General features: G+C 69.2%; 15 protein-coding genes. 12 read left to right on the forward strand and 3 right to left on the reverse strand.

All coding sequences use genetic code 11. The features are described 5' to 3' along the window. Positions 1-9 precede the first annotated feature (9 nt). Positions 10-2,046, reverse strand: a complete 2,037-nt coding sequence (locus BN10_RS05755) for an alpha-1,4-glucan--maltose-1-phosphate maltosyltransferase (protein ID WP_010850249.1) — start codon at positions 2,044-2,046, stop codon at positions 10-12. A gap of 36 nt (positions 2,047-2,082) precedes the next feature. After that, positions 2,083-4,269, reverse strand: coding sequence for a glycogen debranching protein GlgX (glgX, locus tag BN10_RS05760; protein ID WP_010850250.1), 2,187 nt, complete (start codon positions 4,267-4,269; stop codon positions 2,083-2,085). A 35-nt stretch (positions 4,270-4,304) separates the two neighbouring features. Between glgX and BN10_RS05765 the strand changes: the two genes are divergently transcribed. The 12 genes from BN10_RS05765 to BN10_RS05815 all read left to right on the forward strand — a co-directional run bounded on the left by BN10_RS05765 (position 4,305) and on the right by BN10_RS05815 (position 15,287). Continuing rightward, a complete protein-coding gene (locus tag BN10_RS05765; RefSeq protein ID WP_010850251.1) occupies positions 4,305-4,778 on the forward strand; it encodes a YbjN domain-containing protein in 474 nt (157 codons plus the stop codon). Then, positions 4,775-5,551, forward strand: a complete 777-nt coding sequence (locus BN10_RS05770) for an enoyl-CoA hydratase/isomerase family protein (RefSeq protein WP_010850252.1) — start codon at positions 4,775-4,777, stop codon at positions 5,549-5,551. The genes BN10_RS05765 and BN10_RS05770 overlap by 4 nt, the downstream gene beginning before the upstream one ends. A 161-nt stretch (positions 5,552-5,712) precedes the next feature. Next, the gene (locus BN10_RS05775; RefSeq protein WP_010850253.1) at positions 5,713-6,501 is read left to right on the forward strand and encodes an electron transfer flavoprotein subunit beta/FixA family protein; all 789 of its coding nucleotides are present in this window, start codon (positions 5,713-5,715) and stop codon (positions 6,499-6,501) included. 35 nt (positions 6,502-6,536) lie between these two features. Beyond that, complete coding sequence (locus BN10_RS05780) at positions 6,537-7,493, forward strand: electron transfer flavoprotein subunit alpha/FixB family protein (RefSeq protein ID WP_010850254.1); 957 nt, start codon at positions 6,537-6,539, stop codon at positions 7,491-7,493. Between the two features lie 158 nt (positions 7,494-7,651). Further along, positions 7,652-7,798, forward strand: a complete 147-nt coding sequence (locus BN10_RS17265) for a hypothetical protein (protein ID WP_010850255.1) — start codon at positions 7,652-7,654, stop codon at positions 7,796-7,798. A 94-nt stretch (positions 7,799-7,892) separates the two neighbouring features. After that, positions 7,893-9,197 carry an MFS transporter gene (locus BN10_RS05785; RefSeq protein ID WP_010850256.1) on the forward strand — a complete coding sequence of 435 codons (1,305 nt, stop codon included), beginning with the start codon at positions 7,893-7,895 and terminating at the stop codon, positions 9,195-9,197. After that, entirely contained in the window at positions 9,194-10,381 is a 1,188-nt protein-coding gene (locus tag BN10_RS05790; RefSeq protein WP_010850257.1) for a cysteine desulfurase family protein, read from the forward strand. Before BN10_RS05785 ends, BN10_RS05790 begins: the two co-directional genes overlap by 4 nt. Positions 10,382-10,389: 8 nt before the next feature. Continuing rightward, the gene (gene mnmA / locus BN10_RS05795) at positions 10,390-11,484 is read left to right on the forward strand and encodes a tRNA 2-thiouridine(34) synthase MnmA (RefSeq protein WP_040752647.1); all 1,095 of its coding nucleotides are present in this window, start codon (positions 10,390-10,392) and stop codon (positions 11,482-11,484) included. 146 nt (positions 11,485-11,630) lie between these two features. After that, on the forward strand, positions 11,631-12,629 hold the full coding sequence (locus BN10_RS05800) for a pirin family protein (RefSeq protein ID WP_010850259.1): 999 nt from the start codon (positions 11,631-11,633) through the stop codon (positions 12,627-12,629). A gap of 69 nt (positions 12,630-12,698) precedes the next feature. Beyond that, on the forward strand, positions 12,699-13,334 hold the full coding sequence (locus BN10_RS05805; protein WP_010850260.1) for a pyridoxamine 5'-phosphate oxidase family protein: 636 nt from the start codon (positions 12,699-12,701) through the stop codon (positions 13,332-13,334). Positions 13,335-13,353: 19 nt separating this feature from the next. Continuing rightward, entirely contained in the window at positions 13,354-14,346 is a 993-nt protein-coding gene (locus tag BN10_RS05810) for a uroporphyrinogen decarboxylase/cobalamine-independent methonine synthase family protein (RefSeq protein ID WP_010850261.1), read from the forward strand. Next, positions 14,343-15,287, forward strand: a complete 945-nt coding sequence (locus BN10_RS05815) for a DMT family transporter (protein WP_010850262.1) — start codon at positions 14,343-14,345, stop codon at positions 15,285-15,287. The genes BN10_RS05810 and BN10_RS05815 overlap by 4 nt, the downstream gene beginning before the upstream one ends. Here BN10_RS05815 and BN10_RS05820 read toward each other — a convergent pair. Further along, positions 15,256-15,747 (reverse strand): hypothetical protein, encoded by a 492-nt coding sequence (locus BN10_RS05820; protein WP_010850263.1) that lies wholly within the window; start codon positions 15,745-15,747, stop codon positions 15,256-15,258. The genes BN10_RS05815 and BN10_RS05820 overlap by 32 nt on opposite strands.

The raw sequence follows: 15,747 nt of genomic DNA on the forward strand, positions 1-15,747 counted from the left end.
TGAGGGTGATCAGAAGTAGCGGCGGACGTGGATGATGTGCACCGGCTCGCTGCTCGGGCCGAGTATGACGGTGTTGTCCTGGTACCACGGCCATTCCTGGCCGGTGATCTCGTCGTGGGCGATGAAGCCTTCGTGGGACTCATAGCCCAGCGCCGGCATGTCGAGGTGGATCATCGTCGTCGCAGTGCAGTGCGGGTCGGTGTTCGCGACGACCAGGATCACGTCGTCCCACGTGCTCCCGTCCGGCTGCACGACCTGTCGACGCTTGCTGAAGACGAGCACGCGGGAGTCGTCGGCGCGATGGAAGGTGATGTTGCGCAGCCACAGCAGGGACGGGTGCCAGCGCCGGATCTCGTTGAGCCGAGTCAGGTACGGGGCGAGCGTACGCCCGGCGCGCGAACCGCCGGGCTCGTAGTCCGCCCAGTTGCGGTCCTTGTACTCGTACTTCTCGTTGTCGATCTGCTCCTCGGCGCCCGGGCGCGCCACGTGCTCCATCAACTCGTAGCCGGTGTAGATCCCATAGGTCGGCACGAGGGTCGCCGCAAGCGCCGCGCGCAACTTCCATGCCGCCGGCCCGCCGAACTGCATGTAGGGCGTAAGGATGTCGTGGGTCGTCGGCCAGAACGACGGCCGCATGTATGCCGCGGCGTCACCCGCGAGCTCCTCGACGTACTCCTGGAGTTCCTGCGCGGAGTTGCGCCACGCGTAGTAGGTGTAGCTCTGTTGGAAGCCGACCTTGCCGAGCGTGTGCATCATCGCCGGCTTGGTGAACGCCTCGGCCAGCCAGATGACGTCCGGGTGGTCCTTGGCGACGTCGTCGATCAGCCACTGCCAGAACTCCACCGGCTTGGTGTGCGGGTTGTCGACGCGGAAGATCTTCACGCCGCAGTCGATCCAGACCTGCATCACGCGACGGACCTCGGCATAGGCCGCGGCAGGATCGTTGTCGAAGTTGAGCGGATAGATGTCCTGGTACTTCTTCGGTGGGTTCTCGGCATACGCGATGGTGCCGTCCGCGCGGGTGGTGAAGAAGGACGGGTGCGACTGCACCCACGGGTGGTCGGGGGAGGCCTGCAGGGCGATGTCCATCGCCACCTCGAGGCCGTTGCGCTCGGCCTCGGCGACGAAGAAGGCGAAGTCGTCCCAGTCCCCGAGGTCGGGGTGCAGCGCGTCGTGACCGCCGTCGGGGGAGCCGATCGCATAGGGCGATCCGGGGTCGTCCGGTCCCGCGTTGAGGGTGTTGTTGGGGCCCTTCTTGGCCGCCGACCCGATCGGGTGGATCGGGGTCAGGTAGACGACGTCGAAGCCCATCGCCGCAATCGCCGGAAGGCGCTTGGCCGCGGTGCGGAAGGTCCCCGAGGTCCACTTGTGCTCGGTCACGTCGTAGGTCGCGCCCTCGCTCCGAGGGAAGATCTCGTACCACGCACCGGCCAGGGCACGCTCCCGCTCGACGAGCAGCGGCAGGTCGGCAGATGGTGAGAGGTGGTCCCGCAGCGGACGCTCGGCCATCTCGGACCGGATCTTGGGATGGGTGCCCGCCCCGAGCCGGTCGAAGGGCTCCTTGGTGTCGTCGCGCAGGATGTCGATCGCCTCGTCGATCAGCGCCTTGGCCTTCTTGGGTCGCTTGACCTCGTCCCGCGCGCGCTCGAGGACCAAGGCGCCCTCCGCCAACATCAACTCGACGTCGACCCCTGCGGCCACCTTGATCTCGGCGTCGTGGACCCACGTGCCGTATGGGTCGGACCAGCCCTCGACGCGGTAGCTCCACCAGCCCTCACGGTCGGCGACCAACGGGGCAGCCCAGTGGTTGAGTCCCGGGTTGAGGCAGGTCATGAGCTGGGCCCGCTCCTGGCCATCGGGGTCGGTGACGACGAGCGTCGCGTTCACCGCATCGTGACCTTCACGGAAAACCGTTGCGGTGACGTCGAACTCCTCGCCGACGACCGACTTCGCAGGTCGGGTGCCGTGGTCGACGCACGGCCGCACGTTCTGGACCGGGATGCGACCGATGGGGGACTGGGGGGCCGAGGTCTGCGGTGCCTTCACCCCCGGAACGCTACCGCCCAGCGGTGCCGCACGCACTCATGTGGGGTCGCTCGCGGCATACGCCCGGATGCTCATGGCGTCGACGCTCACGGCACCGGGCTCGACATCGGAGTCGACCTCCTGTGGCCGCTCCCACGCGCTGTCCCACAGCAGTCGGTAAGCCGTGAGCCCGGGCACCGTGGGAAGCGTCACCTCGACGTCGTCGAGAGAGCCGTTGACGAGCACGAGGACCGAGCGCTGGCCGACGTAGGCACCGTTGACGAGCATCTGGAGGATGCGTGTCGCCGGGTCGTGCCAGGCACCGTCCATCGGCGACCCGGACGCGTCGAACCACGCCATGTCCATCGAGCCGTCCTCGTTGACCTGGCGTCCCAGGGCCCAGGTGCGTTGGCGCAGCGCCGGGTGCTCGCGCCGGAGCCTGAGCAGGTGTGTCGTCGTGGCGAGGAGGTCCTCCTGCCAGGGCTCGAGGTCCCAGTGGAACCACGAGATCGGGTTGTCCTGGCAATAGGGGTTGTTGTTGCCGCCCTGGCTGCGCCCGAACTCGTCGCCGGCGTTGATCATCGGGATCCCGGCCGACAGCAGCATGCTGCCCATCAGGTTGCGGATCGAGCGGCGGCGGGCGGCGAGGATCACCGGGTCGTCGGTCGGGCCCTCGATGCCGTGATTGAAGGAACGATTGCCGTCACTGCCGTCACGGTTGTCCTCACCGTTGGCCAGATTGTGTTTTACGTCGTATGCCGTGGTGTCGGCGAGCGTGAAGCCGTCGTGCGCCGCGAGGTAGTTGATCGAGGCCGTGGGCCCACGGTCGTGCGTCCCGAAGAGATCGCGTGATCCCGCGAGCCGGGTGCCGAGTTCCTGCACGCCATGTCCGAGCTCGCCGTGGAGCTGGGCCCTGGAGTCGGCCAGCCAGAAGGTCCGCAGGCCGTCACGGTAGCGGTCGTTCCATTCCGAGAAGGGCGGCGGGAACTGTCCGGTGCGCCAGCCGTGCATGCCGACGTCCCACGGCTCGGCGATCAATTTGACCCGCGAGAGGACGGGGTCGGTGCGGGCCGCCACGAGGAACGGATGGTCCGGGTCGTACTCGTCGCCACGCCCGCGACCCAAGGCGACGGCCAGGTCGAAGCGGAAGCCGTCGACGTGGCACTCGGTCACCCAGTACCGCAGGGAGTCCAGCGCCATTCGGCACACGATGGGGTGCCGCAGGTCGAGGGTGTTGCCGCAGCCGGTCACGTCGATGTCCTGGCCGCGCTCGTCGAGCCGGTAGTAGGCGCGGTTGTCCAGGCCACGGAAAGAGAGGGTCGCACCCTCCCGGCTCTGCTCGGCGGTGTGGTTGTAGACGACGTCGAGGATGACCTCGATGCCTTCCCGGTGCAGCAGCTTGACCATGCCCTTGAACTCGTCGAGGGCGCCTTGCGGGTCCCGCGCCGCGGCATACCTGGCGTGGGGAGCGAAGAAGCCGACCGTGTTGTAGCCCCAATGATTGGTCAGCCCGCGTTGGAGCAGATGTGGCTCACTGGTGAAGGAGTGGACCGGCAACAACTCAACGGCGCTCACCCCCAGCCCCTTGAGGTGGGCGATGGTGTCCGGGTGGGCCAGCCCGGCATAGGTGCCGCGCAGGTGCTCGGGCACGCCCGGACGTTCCTTGGTGAGGTTGACGACGTGGGTCTCGTAGATCACCGAGTCACTACGGCTGACCAGAGGTGGAGCGTCGTCCTCCCAGTCGAAGTCGTCATGGACGACGACACAGCGAGGCATGGCGGCGGCGCTGTCGAGGGTGCTCCGCACATCAGGGTCACCGGCCCATTCGTCGTCCACCTCGTGGCCATAGACCTGCGGACCCCACGCGATGGAGCCCTCGATCGCCTTGGCGTAGGGGTCGAGAAGGAGCTTGTCGACGTTGTGCCGCAAGCCGTTCGCGGGATCCCAGGGCCCGTCGACCCGATAGGCGTAGCGCTGCCCGTCGCCCATCCCCGGCACGAATCCGAACCACCAGCCGAACGCGCGCTCCTCGAGCGGGATCCTCCGCTCGGTCGCGCCCGAGTCGTCGCCCCTCTCGAAGAGGCACAGCCACACGGCCTCCGCGTGACCGGCATACACGCAGACGTCGGCACCGCCCCGGACCAGGGTGACCCCGGGGTTCGGAGGGAGGTCCCGACCCAGCGGGAGGGGCGCGGTCGTGAAGGCCTGCGAGGCCGGTGTCGCGGCGTGCGAGCGGGTCGACATGGTGACCAAGCGTAAGGAGTGGTTACCGTGGCACCATGACCGATCCCGCTTCGCTGCCCAACTTCCCCCCGCCGGCCGACGAGCACCCGCTGCGTGGCCGGGTCCTCGACGTCCTCCAGGACCTCGAGGTCCAGCCCGACATCGATGCCGATGGCGACGTGACCTTCACGGTCAACGACCAGAACCTCTTCATCCGCTGTCACGAGGGTGAGCTGCAGATCATGCGGATCTTCGGCCAGTGGCAGTTGCCCGAGCAGCTCATCGGCCAGGAGACCAAGGCGCTCGAGACCTGCAACGAGTTGAACCTCACCCTCAACTGCGTCAAGACCGGCATCGGCAATGGCACCCTCGCCGTCGCCTGCGACCACCTGATGACCGCTGGTGTCGACCTCGATGCCGCCGTACAGATCGGGATCCAGCTCGTGCTCTCGACGGTGTCCTTCTGGCATCAGCGGGCGCTCGGCCTGGACGAGAACGGCAACCCGGTCGACGGCGGAGGCCCGGCATGACCGAGCTGGTGCGGCTCGAGGTCGAGGACGGCATCGGCACGATCCGGCTCGACCGCCCCCCGATGAACGCGCTGTGCGCGCAACTCGGTCGCGAACTCGGCGCCCTGTTGCCCGAGATCACCGAACGCTCCGACATCAGCGCGGTCATCGTCCACGGCGGTGAGAAGGTCTTCGCGGCCGGAGCGGACATCAAGGAGATGGCCGACCTCGACCTGGCCGGCATGACGACCTACGGCCGGCTCCTCCAGGACTTCACCAACGGCCTGGCGGCCCTGCCCAAGCCGACGATCGCCGCCATCACCGGGTATGCGCTCGGGGGCGGCTTCGAGTTGGCCCTGTGCTGCGACTTCCGGATCGCGGGTGCCACCGCCAAGGTCGGCTTCCCGGAGATCACGCTCGGTGTGATCCCCGGCATGGGCGGAACCCAGCGTGCCGCGCGGCTCATCGGGCCGTCTCGGGCCAAGGAGATCGTCTTCAGCGGCCGGTTCATCGGAGCCGAAGAGGCACTGGCGATGGGCCTGGTCAACCAGGTCGTGCCCGAGGATGAGGACGTGTATGCCGCGGCCCGGGCCTGGGCTCAGCGTTATGTCGGCGGCCCGGCGATGGCGTATGCCGCGGCCAAGCAGGTCATCGACCGCGGCGTCGAGGTCGACCTGGCCACCGGGCTCGAGATCGAGCGGATGGCCTTCGCCTCGCTCTTCGCCACCGATGACCAGAAGATCGGCATGGCCGCCTTCGTCGCCAAGGAGAAGCCGACCTTCACCGGCCGCTGAGTCCGCGGCATACCCGTCCGGCGAGGGTCGTGGTTCGGAGAGGGATGCCCGCCGGGCATGGTGGTGATCGTCACGCCCCGGAGCGGCGGGTTCGGGCCGGCTGACCTGAGAGGATGGGCGGGATCGTTTGCCCCCCACATCAGGAGAAGGACGAGGCACGCATGAATATCGTCGTGTGCGTCAAGCACGTCCCGGACGCACAGGCGGACCGGGGTTTCAACGAGAGCGACAACACCGTCGACCGCGCCGGCGTCGACGGCCTGTTGTCCGAGCTCGACGAGTATGCCGTCGAGGAGGCTCTCAAGCTCGCCGAGGCCAGCGGTGGCGAGGTCACGGTCGTCACGATCGGCCCGGACCAAGCCGCTGATGCGGTCAAGAAGGCCCTGCAGATGGGCGCCGACAAGGGGGTCCACGTCAATGACGAGGCCATCCACGGGTCCGACGCCCCGGCGACCTCACTGATCCTCGCCGAGGCGATCAAGAAGGCGACCGATGGCAACCCGGAGCTCGTCATCACCGGCATGGCCAGCACGGACGGCACGATGGGTGTCGTCCCGGCAATGCTCGCCGAGCGACTGGGCCTGCCTCAGGTGACCTACGCCTCCGAGCTCACCCTTGGGGACGGCAAGGTCACGATCCGTCGCGACAACGACGCCAACACCGAGACGATCGAGGCCAGCCTCCCCGCCTTGGTCTCGGTGACCGACCAGATCAACGAGCCGCGCTACCCGTCCTTCAAGGGGATCATGGCGGCCAAGAAGAAGCCGGTCGAGTCATGGACCCTCGCCGACCTCGGCATCGACGCCGGTCAGGTGGGCCTGGCGAACGCGTGGACCAAGGTCGTCGAGATCGCCAAGCGCCCGCCGCGTGAGCAGGGCGAGATCGTCAAGGACGAGGGCGACGGCGGCACCAAGCTCGCCGAGTTCCTCGCCGCCCGCAAGTTCCTCTGAAGACGTCGACCGACAAGAGAGCAGGTAGAAACCCCATGGGTGAAGTCCTCATCCTCGTCGACCACGTCGACGGCAAGTTGCGCAAGACCACCGCGGAGCTCCTCACCATCGCCCGTCGCCTGGGCGAGCCCTCGGCCGTGCACATCGGCCCGGGTGCCGAGACCGCGCAGGTCACCCTCGCCAAGTACGGCGCGAGCAAGGTCTACGTCTTCGACGACGAGGCCGCGTTGAAGAACCTCGTCGCCCCCCAGGCGGAGGTGCTCGCCGCGGTCGCCGCCAAGACCTCGCCGGTGGCCGTGCTCATCCCGAGCAACACTGCCGGCAAGGAGATCGCGGCCCGACTGGCGGTCAAGACCGAGTCCGGCCTCATCACCGACGCCGTCGACGTCCAGGCCGGTGAGGGTGGCCCGGTGGCGAACCAGTCGGTCTTCGCCGGCTCCTACACCGTGAAGTCGCAGGTCACCAAGGGTGCGGCGATCATCGCCGTCAAGCCGAACTCCACGGCCATCGAGGCAGCGCCGGCCGCCGGCGCGGTCGAGAAGGTCGAGGTCACGCTCTCCGACCTGGCGACCGCGGCACCGATCACCGACCGTCAGCCCAAGGCCAAGTCCGGCCGTCCCGAGCTCACCGAGGCCCAGATCGTCGTCTCCGGCGGGCGCGGCACCGGTGGCGACTTCAGCCCGGTCGAGGCCTTCGCCGACAGCCTGGGCGCGGCCGTCGGCGCCAGCCGCGCCGCCGTCGACGCCGGGTGGTACCCGCACTCCAACCAGGTCGGCCAGACCGGCAAGCAGGTGTCCCCGCAGCTCTATGTGGCGGCGGGCATCTCCGGTGCCATCCAGCACCGGGCCGGCATGCAGACGTCCAAGACGATCATCGCGATCAACAAGGACGAGGAGGCGCCGATCTTCGAGCTCGTCGACTTCGGTGTCGTGGGCGACCTCTTCAACGTCCTCCCGCAGGCGACCGACGAGGTCAAGAAGCGCAAGGGCTGACCCGCGCGTTCGACGACGAAGGGGCCCACCAGTGCGGTGGGCCCCTTCGCCGTTCCTCTTTGCCGTACCCGAAAGCCCCCAGACGTTGAAGGTTTGTCTAATCTCGAAGAGAAGCGGTCCGCCCGGACCGCCGACCCTGCCAGGAAAAGGAGCGCGTCATGGTCGTTCTGGGACTCATCCTCTTGCTGCTCGGCCTGTTCATCAGTGGTGCGGGCATCTTGAAGACGATCGGGATCATCCTCATCGTCGTCGGCCTCATCCTCAACTTCGTGCCGATCGGCGGGAGCAGTCGCCGGGTCTGGTGACCTCGGGCCTCAAGGGCCCACCTGCAGTGAGTGCGCGGCATACCTCTGGGTGTGCCGCGCACTCACGTTGTGACGGGTGCGAAGATGGCCCCTCGTGAGCGGGCCGGGAGTGTTGCGTGGGCTGCGAGTCGATCTCAGCCCTGCCCGCGAGTCACGCGACTTCCGCCTCATGGTTCTGGCCGGCACCGTCTTCACACTCGGGCAGGCGATCTCCTATGTGGCGATCCCGTGGCAGATCTACACACTGACCGGCTCGAACACGATGGTCGGCCTGATCGGCGTCGTCGAACTCGTGCCGCTGCTCGTCGCCGGCCTGTGGGGAGGCGCGCTCGCCGACCATGTGGACCGCAAGAAGATGTTGGTCGGCACCGGTGCGGCCCAGGTGGTGCTCACAGCCCTGCTGGCGCTCAACGCCTTTCGCGACGAGCCGCACATCTGGGTGCTCTTCGTCGTGGCGCCCTTCCTCGTGTCGGCCGGGGCACTGCAGCGGCCGAGCAAGGAGGCGCTGTTGCCCCGCACGGTCCGTCACGACCAACTACCCGCAGCCAACGCACTCAACGCCCTGGGCTGGCAGACCGGCAGCCTGCTCGGCCCGACCATCGGTGGCCTCATCGTCGCCTCGGCCGGGGCGGGTTGGTGCTTCGCGGTCGACGTCGTGGGCATCACGGTCGCCGTGCTCCTCTACGCACGGATGTCGGCCTTCCCGCATCGGGAGCAGACGACACCACCGTCGCTGCGAGGGATCGCCGAGGGCGTGCGCTATGCCATCTCCCGCAAGGACCTGCTCGGTACCTACTTCGTCGACGTCGCGGTCATGTTCCTCGCGATGCCGATCGTGCTGTTCCCCGCGCTGGCCGAGACGATCTTCGCGCGGCCACATCTGCTCGGCCTGCTCTACACCTCGGAGACGGTTGGTGCCCTGGTCGCCTCGGCCCTGTCCGGCTGGCATCGCCGGATCCACTCCTATGGGCGAGTCATCGTCATCGCCGCCTGCGGTTACGGAGTGTTCATCGCCGTCGCCGGGCAGGCCCCGAGCTTCTGGCTCTGCTGCCTGGCACTGGCCCTCGCCGGGGCCGCGGACATGACGAGCGCGGTCTTCCGGATGACCCTGTGGAACCAGTCGATCCCCGAGAGCCTGCGCGGTCGGTTGGCCGGTATCGAGATGCTGTCCTACTCGGTCGGGCCGCTGGGTGCCCAGATCCGGGCGGGCTACACCGCCGACACCTGGGGCGTCCGTCGAGCCATTTCCTTCGGGGGTGTGGCGAGCGTCGTGGGGGTCGTCCTCGCGGCCGCGGCGCTGCAGGACTTCTGGCGCTACGACGCCCGCACCGACGAGCACCTGCTCGCCGAACGAGCCCGTCGAGCGTCCCACGGCGAGAACCTAGACTTGGAGGGATGAGCACCTACCTCGACCACGCGGCGACCACGCCGATGGCCCCGGCTGCCCTCGAGGCGTATGCCGCGGCGCTCGCCGAGGTGGGCAACCCCAGTTCGCTGCACACCTCCGGGCGACGAGCCCGTGCCCTCGTCGAGGAGGCCCGAGAGCGGATCGGCTCCGCCCTCGATGCCCGGCCCTCGGAGGTCATCTTCACCAGCGGCGGCACGGAAGCGGACAACCTGGCCGTCAAGGGGACCTTCCGGGCGAGAGTCGCGGCAGACCACTCGCGCCGCATGGTGATCGCCAGTGGCATCGAACACCATGCAGTCCTGGACCCGATCGAGTACCTCGTGGCTGCCGAAGGCGCCGCGCCGTCGTGGCTGGAACCCGACCGGTGCGGCCACGTCAGCGTCGATGACCTCACCGCCACCCTTGCCCGGTCGGCCGCGCAGGCAGCGCTGATCACCGTCATGTGGGCCAACAACGAGGTCGGCACGGTGCAGCCGATCGCCGAACTCGCCGAGGTGGCCCGTGCGCACGGGGTGCCCTTCCACACCGACGCGGTGCAGGCCGTCGGCCACCTCCCGGTGTCCTTCGCAGACAGTGGCGTCGACCTGATGACGGTGACTGCCCACAAACTCGGGGGCCCGGTGGGAGTGGGCGCACTGCTCGCCCGCCGCGACGCCACCTTGGTGCCGCTGTCGCACGGTGGCGGCCAGGAGCGACAGGTGCGCAGTGGCACCCTCGACGCTGCGGGCGTCCACGCCTTCGCGGTGGCGCTCGACGACGCGGTGCGGGTACGTGACGTCGAGGCCAAGCGGCTCGGCGCCCTGCGGGACCGGCTCATCGAGGGCGCGATCGGACTCGACCTCGGGATCACGGTCAGCGGCTGCTGGACGCCCGGTGACATCGAAGGACGGCTGCCGGGCAACGCTCACCTGCTCGTGCCCGACGCCGAGGGTGACTCCCTGCTCTACCTCCTCGATGCCGCCGGCGTCGAGGTCAGCACCGGCTCGGCCTGCCAGGCCGGCGTGCCACGCCCCAGCCACGTGCTCCTCGCCATGGGCTACACCGAGCGGGAGGCCCGCGGCGCGATCCGGGTCAGCCTGGGGTGGTCGTCGAGCGACGCCGACGTCGACGCCTTCCTCGGTGCCCTGCCCGGGGTGGTGGAGCGCGCCCGGCGGGCCAGTCAGCGGGCCCGATGACCGCCCGGTTGCGCGTCGTCGCCGCGATGAGCGGGGGCGTGGACTCCGCCGTCGCCGCCTCTCGCATGGTCGAGGCCGGTCACGAGGTCGTCGGCGTCCATCTCGCCCTCTCGCAGTCCGCCGCGACCCTGCGCGAATCCGCCCGAGGCTGCTGCACGATCGAGGACGCCGGCGATGCCCGCCGAGTCGCCGATCGCCTCGGCATCCCGTTCTACGTGTGGGACATGGCCGAGCGGTTCCGCGAGGACGTCATGGAGGACTTCGTAGCGGAGTATGCCGCGGGCCGCACCCCCAACCCCTGTCTGCGCTGCAACGAGAAGATCAAGTTCGCCGCCCTGCTCGACAAGGCCCTCGGTCTGGGCTTCGACGCGGTCGCGACTGGTCACTATGCACAGATCGTGCAGGCCGCCGACGGGCGGCGTGAACTGCACCGTGCCGTCGATGCTGCCAAGGACCAGTCCTACGTGCTCGGTGTCCTCGACGAGGACCAACTGGTCCACGCCTTCTTCCCGCTCGGCGACACGACCAAACCGGCGATCCGTGAGGAGGCGGCCGCCCGCGGCTTCTCGGTGGCCAAGAAGCCGGACAGCCACGACATCTGCTTCATCCCCGACGGCGACACCCGCGGATTCCTCGCGGGCCGCCTCGGCGAGCAGCCGGGGGAGCTGGTCACGACCGATGGCGAGGTGGTCGGGACGCACGCCGGTGCCTTCGGTTTCACCGTCGGGCAGCGGCGCGGTCTCGGCATCGACCGCAGTCGTCTCGACGGCGAGCCGCGCTACGTCGTCGACGTCGATGCCCCGACCAACCGGGTCGTCATCGGCACTGCGGAGCTACTCGGCGTCCGGCAGATCACCGGCGAACACGCCCGTTGGTGTGGTCCTGTGCCGATCGGGACGATCCGGGCGGGTGCGCAGGTGCGCGCCCACGGCGAGGAGGTGGGTTGCGCGGCATACCAAGGCCCGGCAGGGGAACTCGAGGTGACCCTCGACGCGCCGATCAGGGGAGTGGCGCCCGGCCAGTCCGTCGTCCTCTACGACGGGACCCGCGTCATCGGCTCGGCGACCATCAGCTCGACCCGCGCCCACCCCCAGTCGAGATAGACCAAAACGCGCGTAGCCGGCCGCCGTACCCGCGTGTTGCTCCCTCTCGACCGGAGATGGGGGCGAGGGGTTGCGGAATAATTTCAGTTTCAACTACCGTTGAGAGCGGTGAGTTGCCCACCCAGTCATCGAGAGGATTGACCGCCATGCCAGCCGTCACCGTCGACAGCATTCTCGACCTCCCGCGCGTCCAGAGCCCTGCCCTGGATCAGCTCCCGCGTCCGGTGCGTTCGGTGACGACTGCGCCGAGCGGTTTCGAGGGGGAGGGTTTCCCCGTGCGACGTGCCTTCGCCGGCGTCGACCTGGCCGACCTCGACCCCTTCATCCACATGGACCAGATGGGCGAGGTCGAGTACGCACCGGGTGAGCCCAAGGGCACTCCGTGGCACCCGCACCGTGGCTTCGAGACGGTCACCTACATCCTTGACGGCACCTTCGTGCACCAGGACAGCCACGGTGGGGGCGGTGTCATCAAGGACGGTGACACCCAGTGGATGACAGCGGGCTCCGGCCTGCTCCACATCGAGGCTCCCCCGGAGGAGCTCGTCGTCAGCGGCGGCCTCTTCCACGGGGTCCAGCTCTGGGTCAACCTGCCCTCCCACCTCAAGATGGCCCAGCCGCGTTACCAGGACATCCGAGGTGGCGAGGTGGGGCTGCTCGCCTCGCACGACGGTGGGGCACTGATCCGCGTCATCGCGGGTGAGGTCGCTGGCCATGCCGGCCCCGGCACCACCCACACACCGATCGCCCTCGCCCACGCCACTGTGGCCCCGGGTGCTCGGCTCTCGCTGCCGTGGCGGAAGGACTTCAACGCGTTGGTTTACGTCCTCGCAGGCTCTGGTCATGTCGGCGCCGACCGTCGACCGATCCGGATGGGTCAACTCGTGACGCTCGGGGCGGGCGATCTCATCGAGGTCACGGCCGCGGAGTCGCAGGAGAGCCGCTCGCCGAGTCTGGAGCTCTTCATCCTCGGTGGAGCGCCGATCCGCGAGCCGGTCGCGGCCTACGGCCCGTTCGTCATGAACACGCGGGCCGAGCTCGTCAAGGCCTTCGAGGACTTCCAGGCCGGGCGCCTGGGCGTGATGCCGGAGAACCCGCACACCTTCCTGCCCCGCGACAACCAACCGGGCCACCAGGTCCTCTGACCGAACACGCCCCTGGCCCGACCTGAAACGGTCGGGCCAGTCGGGTCGGTCGTGCCTGATCATGGACCCATGCGGCCCGACCTCACCACCCTGACTCGCAAGCCCGATCGAGGCTCCTCGTCGCGCGATCGCCTCGACACGCTCCTCGACGACGAGCTCGTCGGCACCCTCGCCACGGTCGTCGACGGCGACCCGTGGGCCGTGCCGCTGCTCTTCGCGCGCGACGACGACCGCCTGCTGCTCCACGGCTCGACCGGCGCGGGCGCGCTGCGTCATGTCACTGCCGGTGCGCCGATTGCCTTCTGTGTCATCGCGATCGACGGAGTCGTCGTTGCCGAGTCGACCTTCGAGTCCTCGGCCAACTACCGCTCCGCCGTCCTGCGCGGGCACGTCCGCAACCTGCGTGATGACGAGCGTGCCCGTGCGCTCGATCGGCTCTCGGAGCGCATCCTTCCCGGACGGACGACCGAGGTGCGCCCCTCGACCCCCAAGGAGTGGGCCGCCACGCTGGCCATGGAGTTGCCGATCACCGACGGGTCCTGGCTCTACAAGGAGCGGACCGGGGGGCCGGGGGAGCCGGCCGAGGAGCACCAGGCCTGGTGCGGCGTCGTGCCGATGACCCGCACCTTCGGTGAGCCCGAGCCGGCACCCTGGTCGGTGGGTCTCGTGCCCGCGTCGGTGCACGCCCTGCGGAATCGCCGGTGACCTGCGGCAGGATGGCCCGGTGACGCGCGCAACGGGGATCGGGTCGATGCCGGGGACGAGTTCCCGCGAGGCCATCGTCGCCGTGCGCGACCTCCTCCTCGACGCCGACCGGCTCGGCATCCCCTACCTGCCGGAGACACCGGGGCGGGGCCCGGGTGCTGACATGATCGGTCGTGCCGCGAGCCTGCTCGTCGAGCTTCCCGTGGACCTGCAGCCCAGCGGCTGGCGGTTCACCGATCGCCCGGGCCGCGACGCTCGTCGCGCCGCGTCGCTGTGGACCGAGGACCTCGACGAGCTCGCCGCCGCCTATGACGGGTATGCCGGGCCCCTCAAGGTCCAGGTCGCCGGCCCGTGGACGCTTGCGGCCTCGATCGAGTTGCACCGGGGCGAGCGTGCGGTCACCGACGAGGGAGCCGCCCGCGAGATCGTCGAATCGCTCGCCGAGGGCCTCCGCCGCCATGTCAGCGACGTGCGCCGGCTCGTGCCCGGCGCCGACGTGATCCTCCAGGTCGACGAGCCGTCGCTGACTGCCGTCCTCGAGGGCACCCTGCCGACGGCCTCCGGCTTCGGGAAGGTGCGTGCCGTCGACCGTCAGGTCGTCGCCGCCGGGCTGCGCACCGTGCTCGCCACGCACGACGGGCCCACGGTGGTGCACTCGTGCCATCCTCGGGCGCCGATTCAGCTGTTGCGCAACGTTTCTCCCGGCGCGATCGCGGTGGATCTCACCGAGGCAACGGCCGCTCGGTGGGAGTCGCTCGCCGCCACCCTGGAGGCCGGCGTGGCCCTGTATGCCGGGTGCCTGCCCACCACCGGGGCCGCGGCTTCCGCGCGGGGTGCGGCCCGCGGCATACGGGAGGGGATGGAGCGAGCCGGTCTCGGCCCGCAGTGGCTCGACCACATCACCGTCACTCCCTCGTGCGGACTGGCCGGACTCACACAGCGGGGGGCCCAGGACGCTCATCGAGTGGCGGTCGACACCGCCCACGAACTCAGCGAGGAAGGGCACGCGTGACGCGCTCGTCGACAATCCCCTGGCAGGCGAAGTACTTGGCGCTCGCGGTCATCTGGGGCTCGAGTTTCCTGCTTATGAAGGTCGCCCTGTCGGCCTTGGCGCCACTGCAGATCTCGGCCTTCCGGATCTACTCGGGCGCCCTGGTGCTCCTGATCCTGCTCAAGGTCACGCACGCCAAGCTGCCTCGAGATGCCCGCACATGGGGCCACCTGGCCTTCAGTAGCGCCTTCCTCACCGTCCTGCCCTTCATCGGGTTCGTCGTTGGCGAGACGCGGGTGTCGTCGGCGCTGGCGGGCATCGGCAATGCCTTCACGCCGATCTCGGCGGTGATCTTCGGGCTTCTGCTGTTGCCCCAGGACCGGCTGACCGGCCGCCGACTGCTCGCCGTCATGGCCGGGTTCGTCGGTGTGGTCGTGATCGCCGAGCCCTGGAGTTCGACATCCGGCCCCGACCTCGTCGGCTTCGGCATCGTGCTCGCGGCCGCCGCCTGCTATGGCATCGGCTGGAGTTGGCAGCGCCGCTTCCTCCACCACGCCGACCTCGGTGGCCTGGCCCAGCCGACCGCAGTCCTGCTGGCCGGCTCGGTGCTCATGACCCCGGTGCTCCTCACCTGGTGGTGGCTCCACCATGACGTGGCCGCGACACCGTGGTCACTGACGCCGGGCGTGCACGGGGAGCATCCGGCCTGGCTGGCTGTCGTCTGCGTGCTGGTGCTCGGCATCGTCGGGACCGGCTTGGCCTACATGCTCCAGTTCGACGTCGTGCGTGCGGCCGGCGTCGTCGTCAGCACGACGGTGACCTATCTGATCCCCGTGGTGTCGGTCCTCCTCGGCGTGCTCGTCCTGGGCGAGCACCTCGGGACCTTCCAGATCCTCGGTTTCGCGGTCGTCCTGGTGGCCGCCTGGGTCATCAACGCCAAACCGCGGGCTGCGGTGGACTGAGGGCACGCTGACCGCGCAGGCCGCTGAGCACCATGCCCAGCCCGACGGCCAGGCCGACGAGGCCGGGGACGAGCAGCACTGACGTACTTCCCAGGCTCGGCGGTGTGACGCCGGGGGTTCCCGTACCCATGGCGTCGGAGGTCAGAAGGGCCATGGTCATCCCCGCCACGACCAGTTCGCCGGCGGCTGCTGCTGTCGTGATGCAGCCCAGGACGATGGCTGTCGTCCACCCACGTCGCCGCCCGCGCATGACCTCGAGGGCAGCCCAGAGGGCGAATCCGGCCATCACCGCCGCCACGACGAGCACCGGGACCATGAAGAGCCGGACGTATCCATGAGGATCCGTCGACGGGCTGGGATCGGTGATGATCCGGGCATACATCACGCCGAGCCACGCCACGGCCAGGACCAGGAGGCCAAGGCAGCCCAGCACGATCGGACGCCAGGGCCCGCGCGACAT

It is taken from the genome of Phycicoccus elongatus Lp2, from assembly GCF_000367525.1.
GTDB lineage: Bacteria > Actinomycetota > Actinomycetes > Actinomycetales > Dermatophilaceae > Phycicoccus_A > Phycicoccus_A elongatus.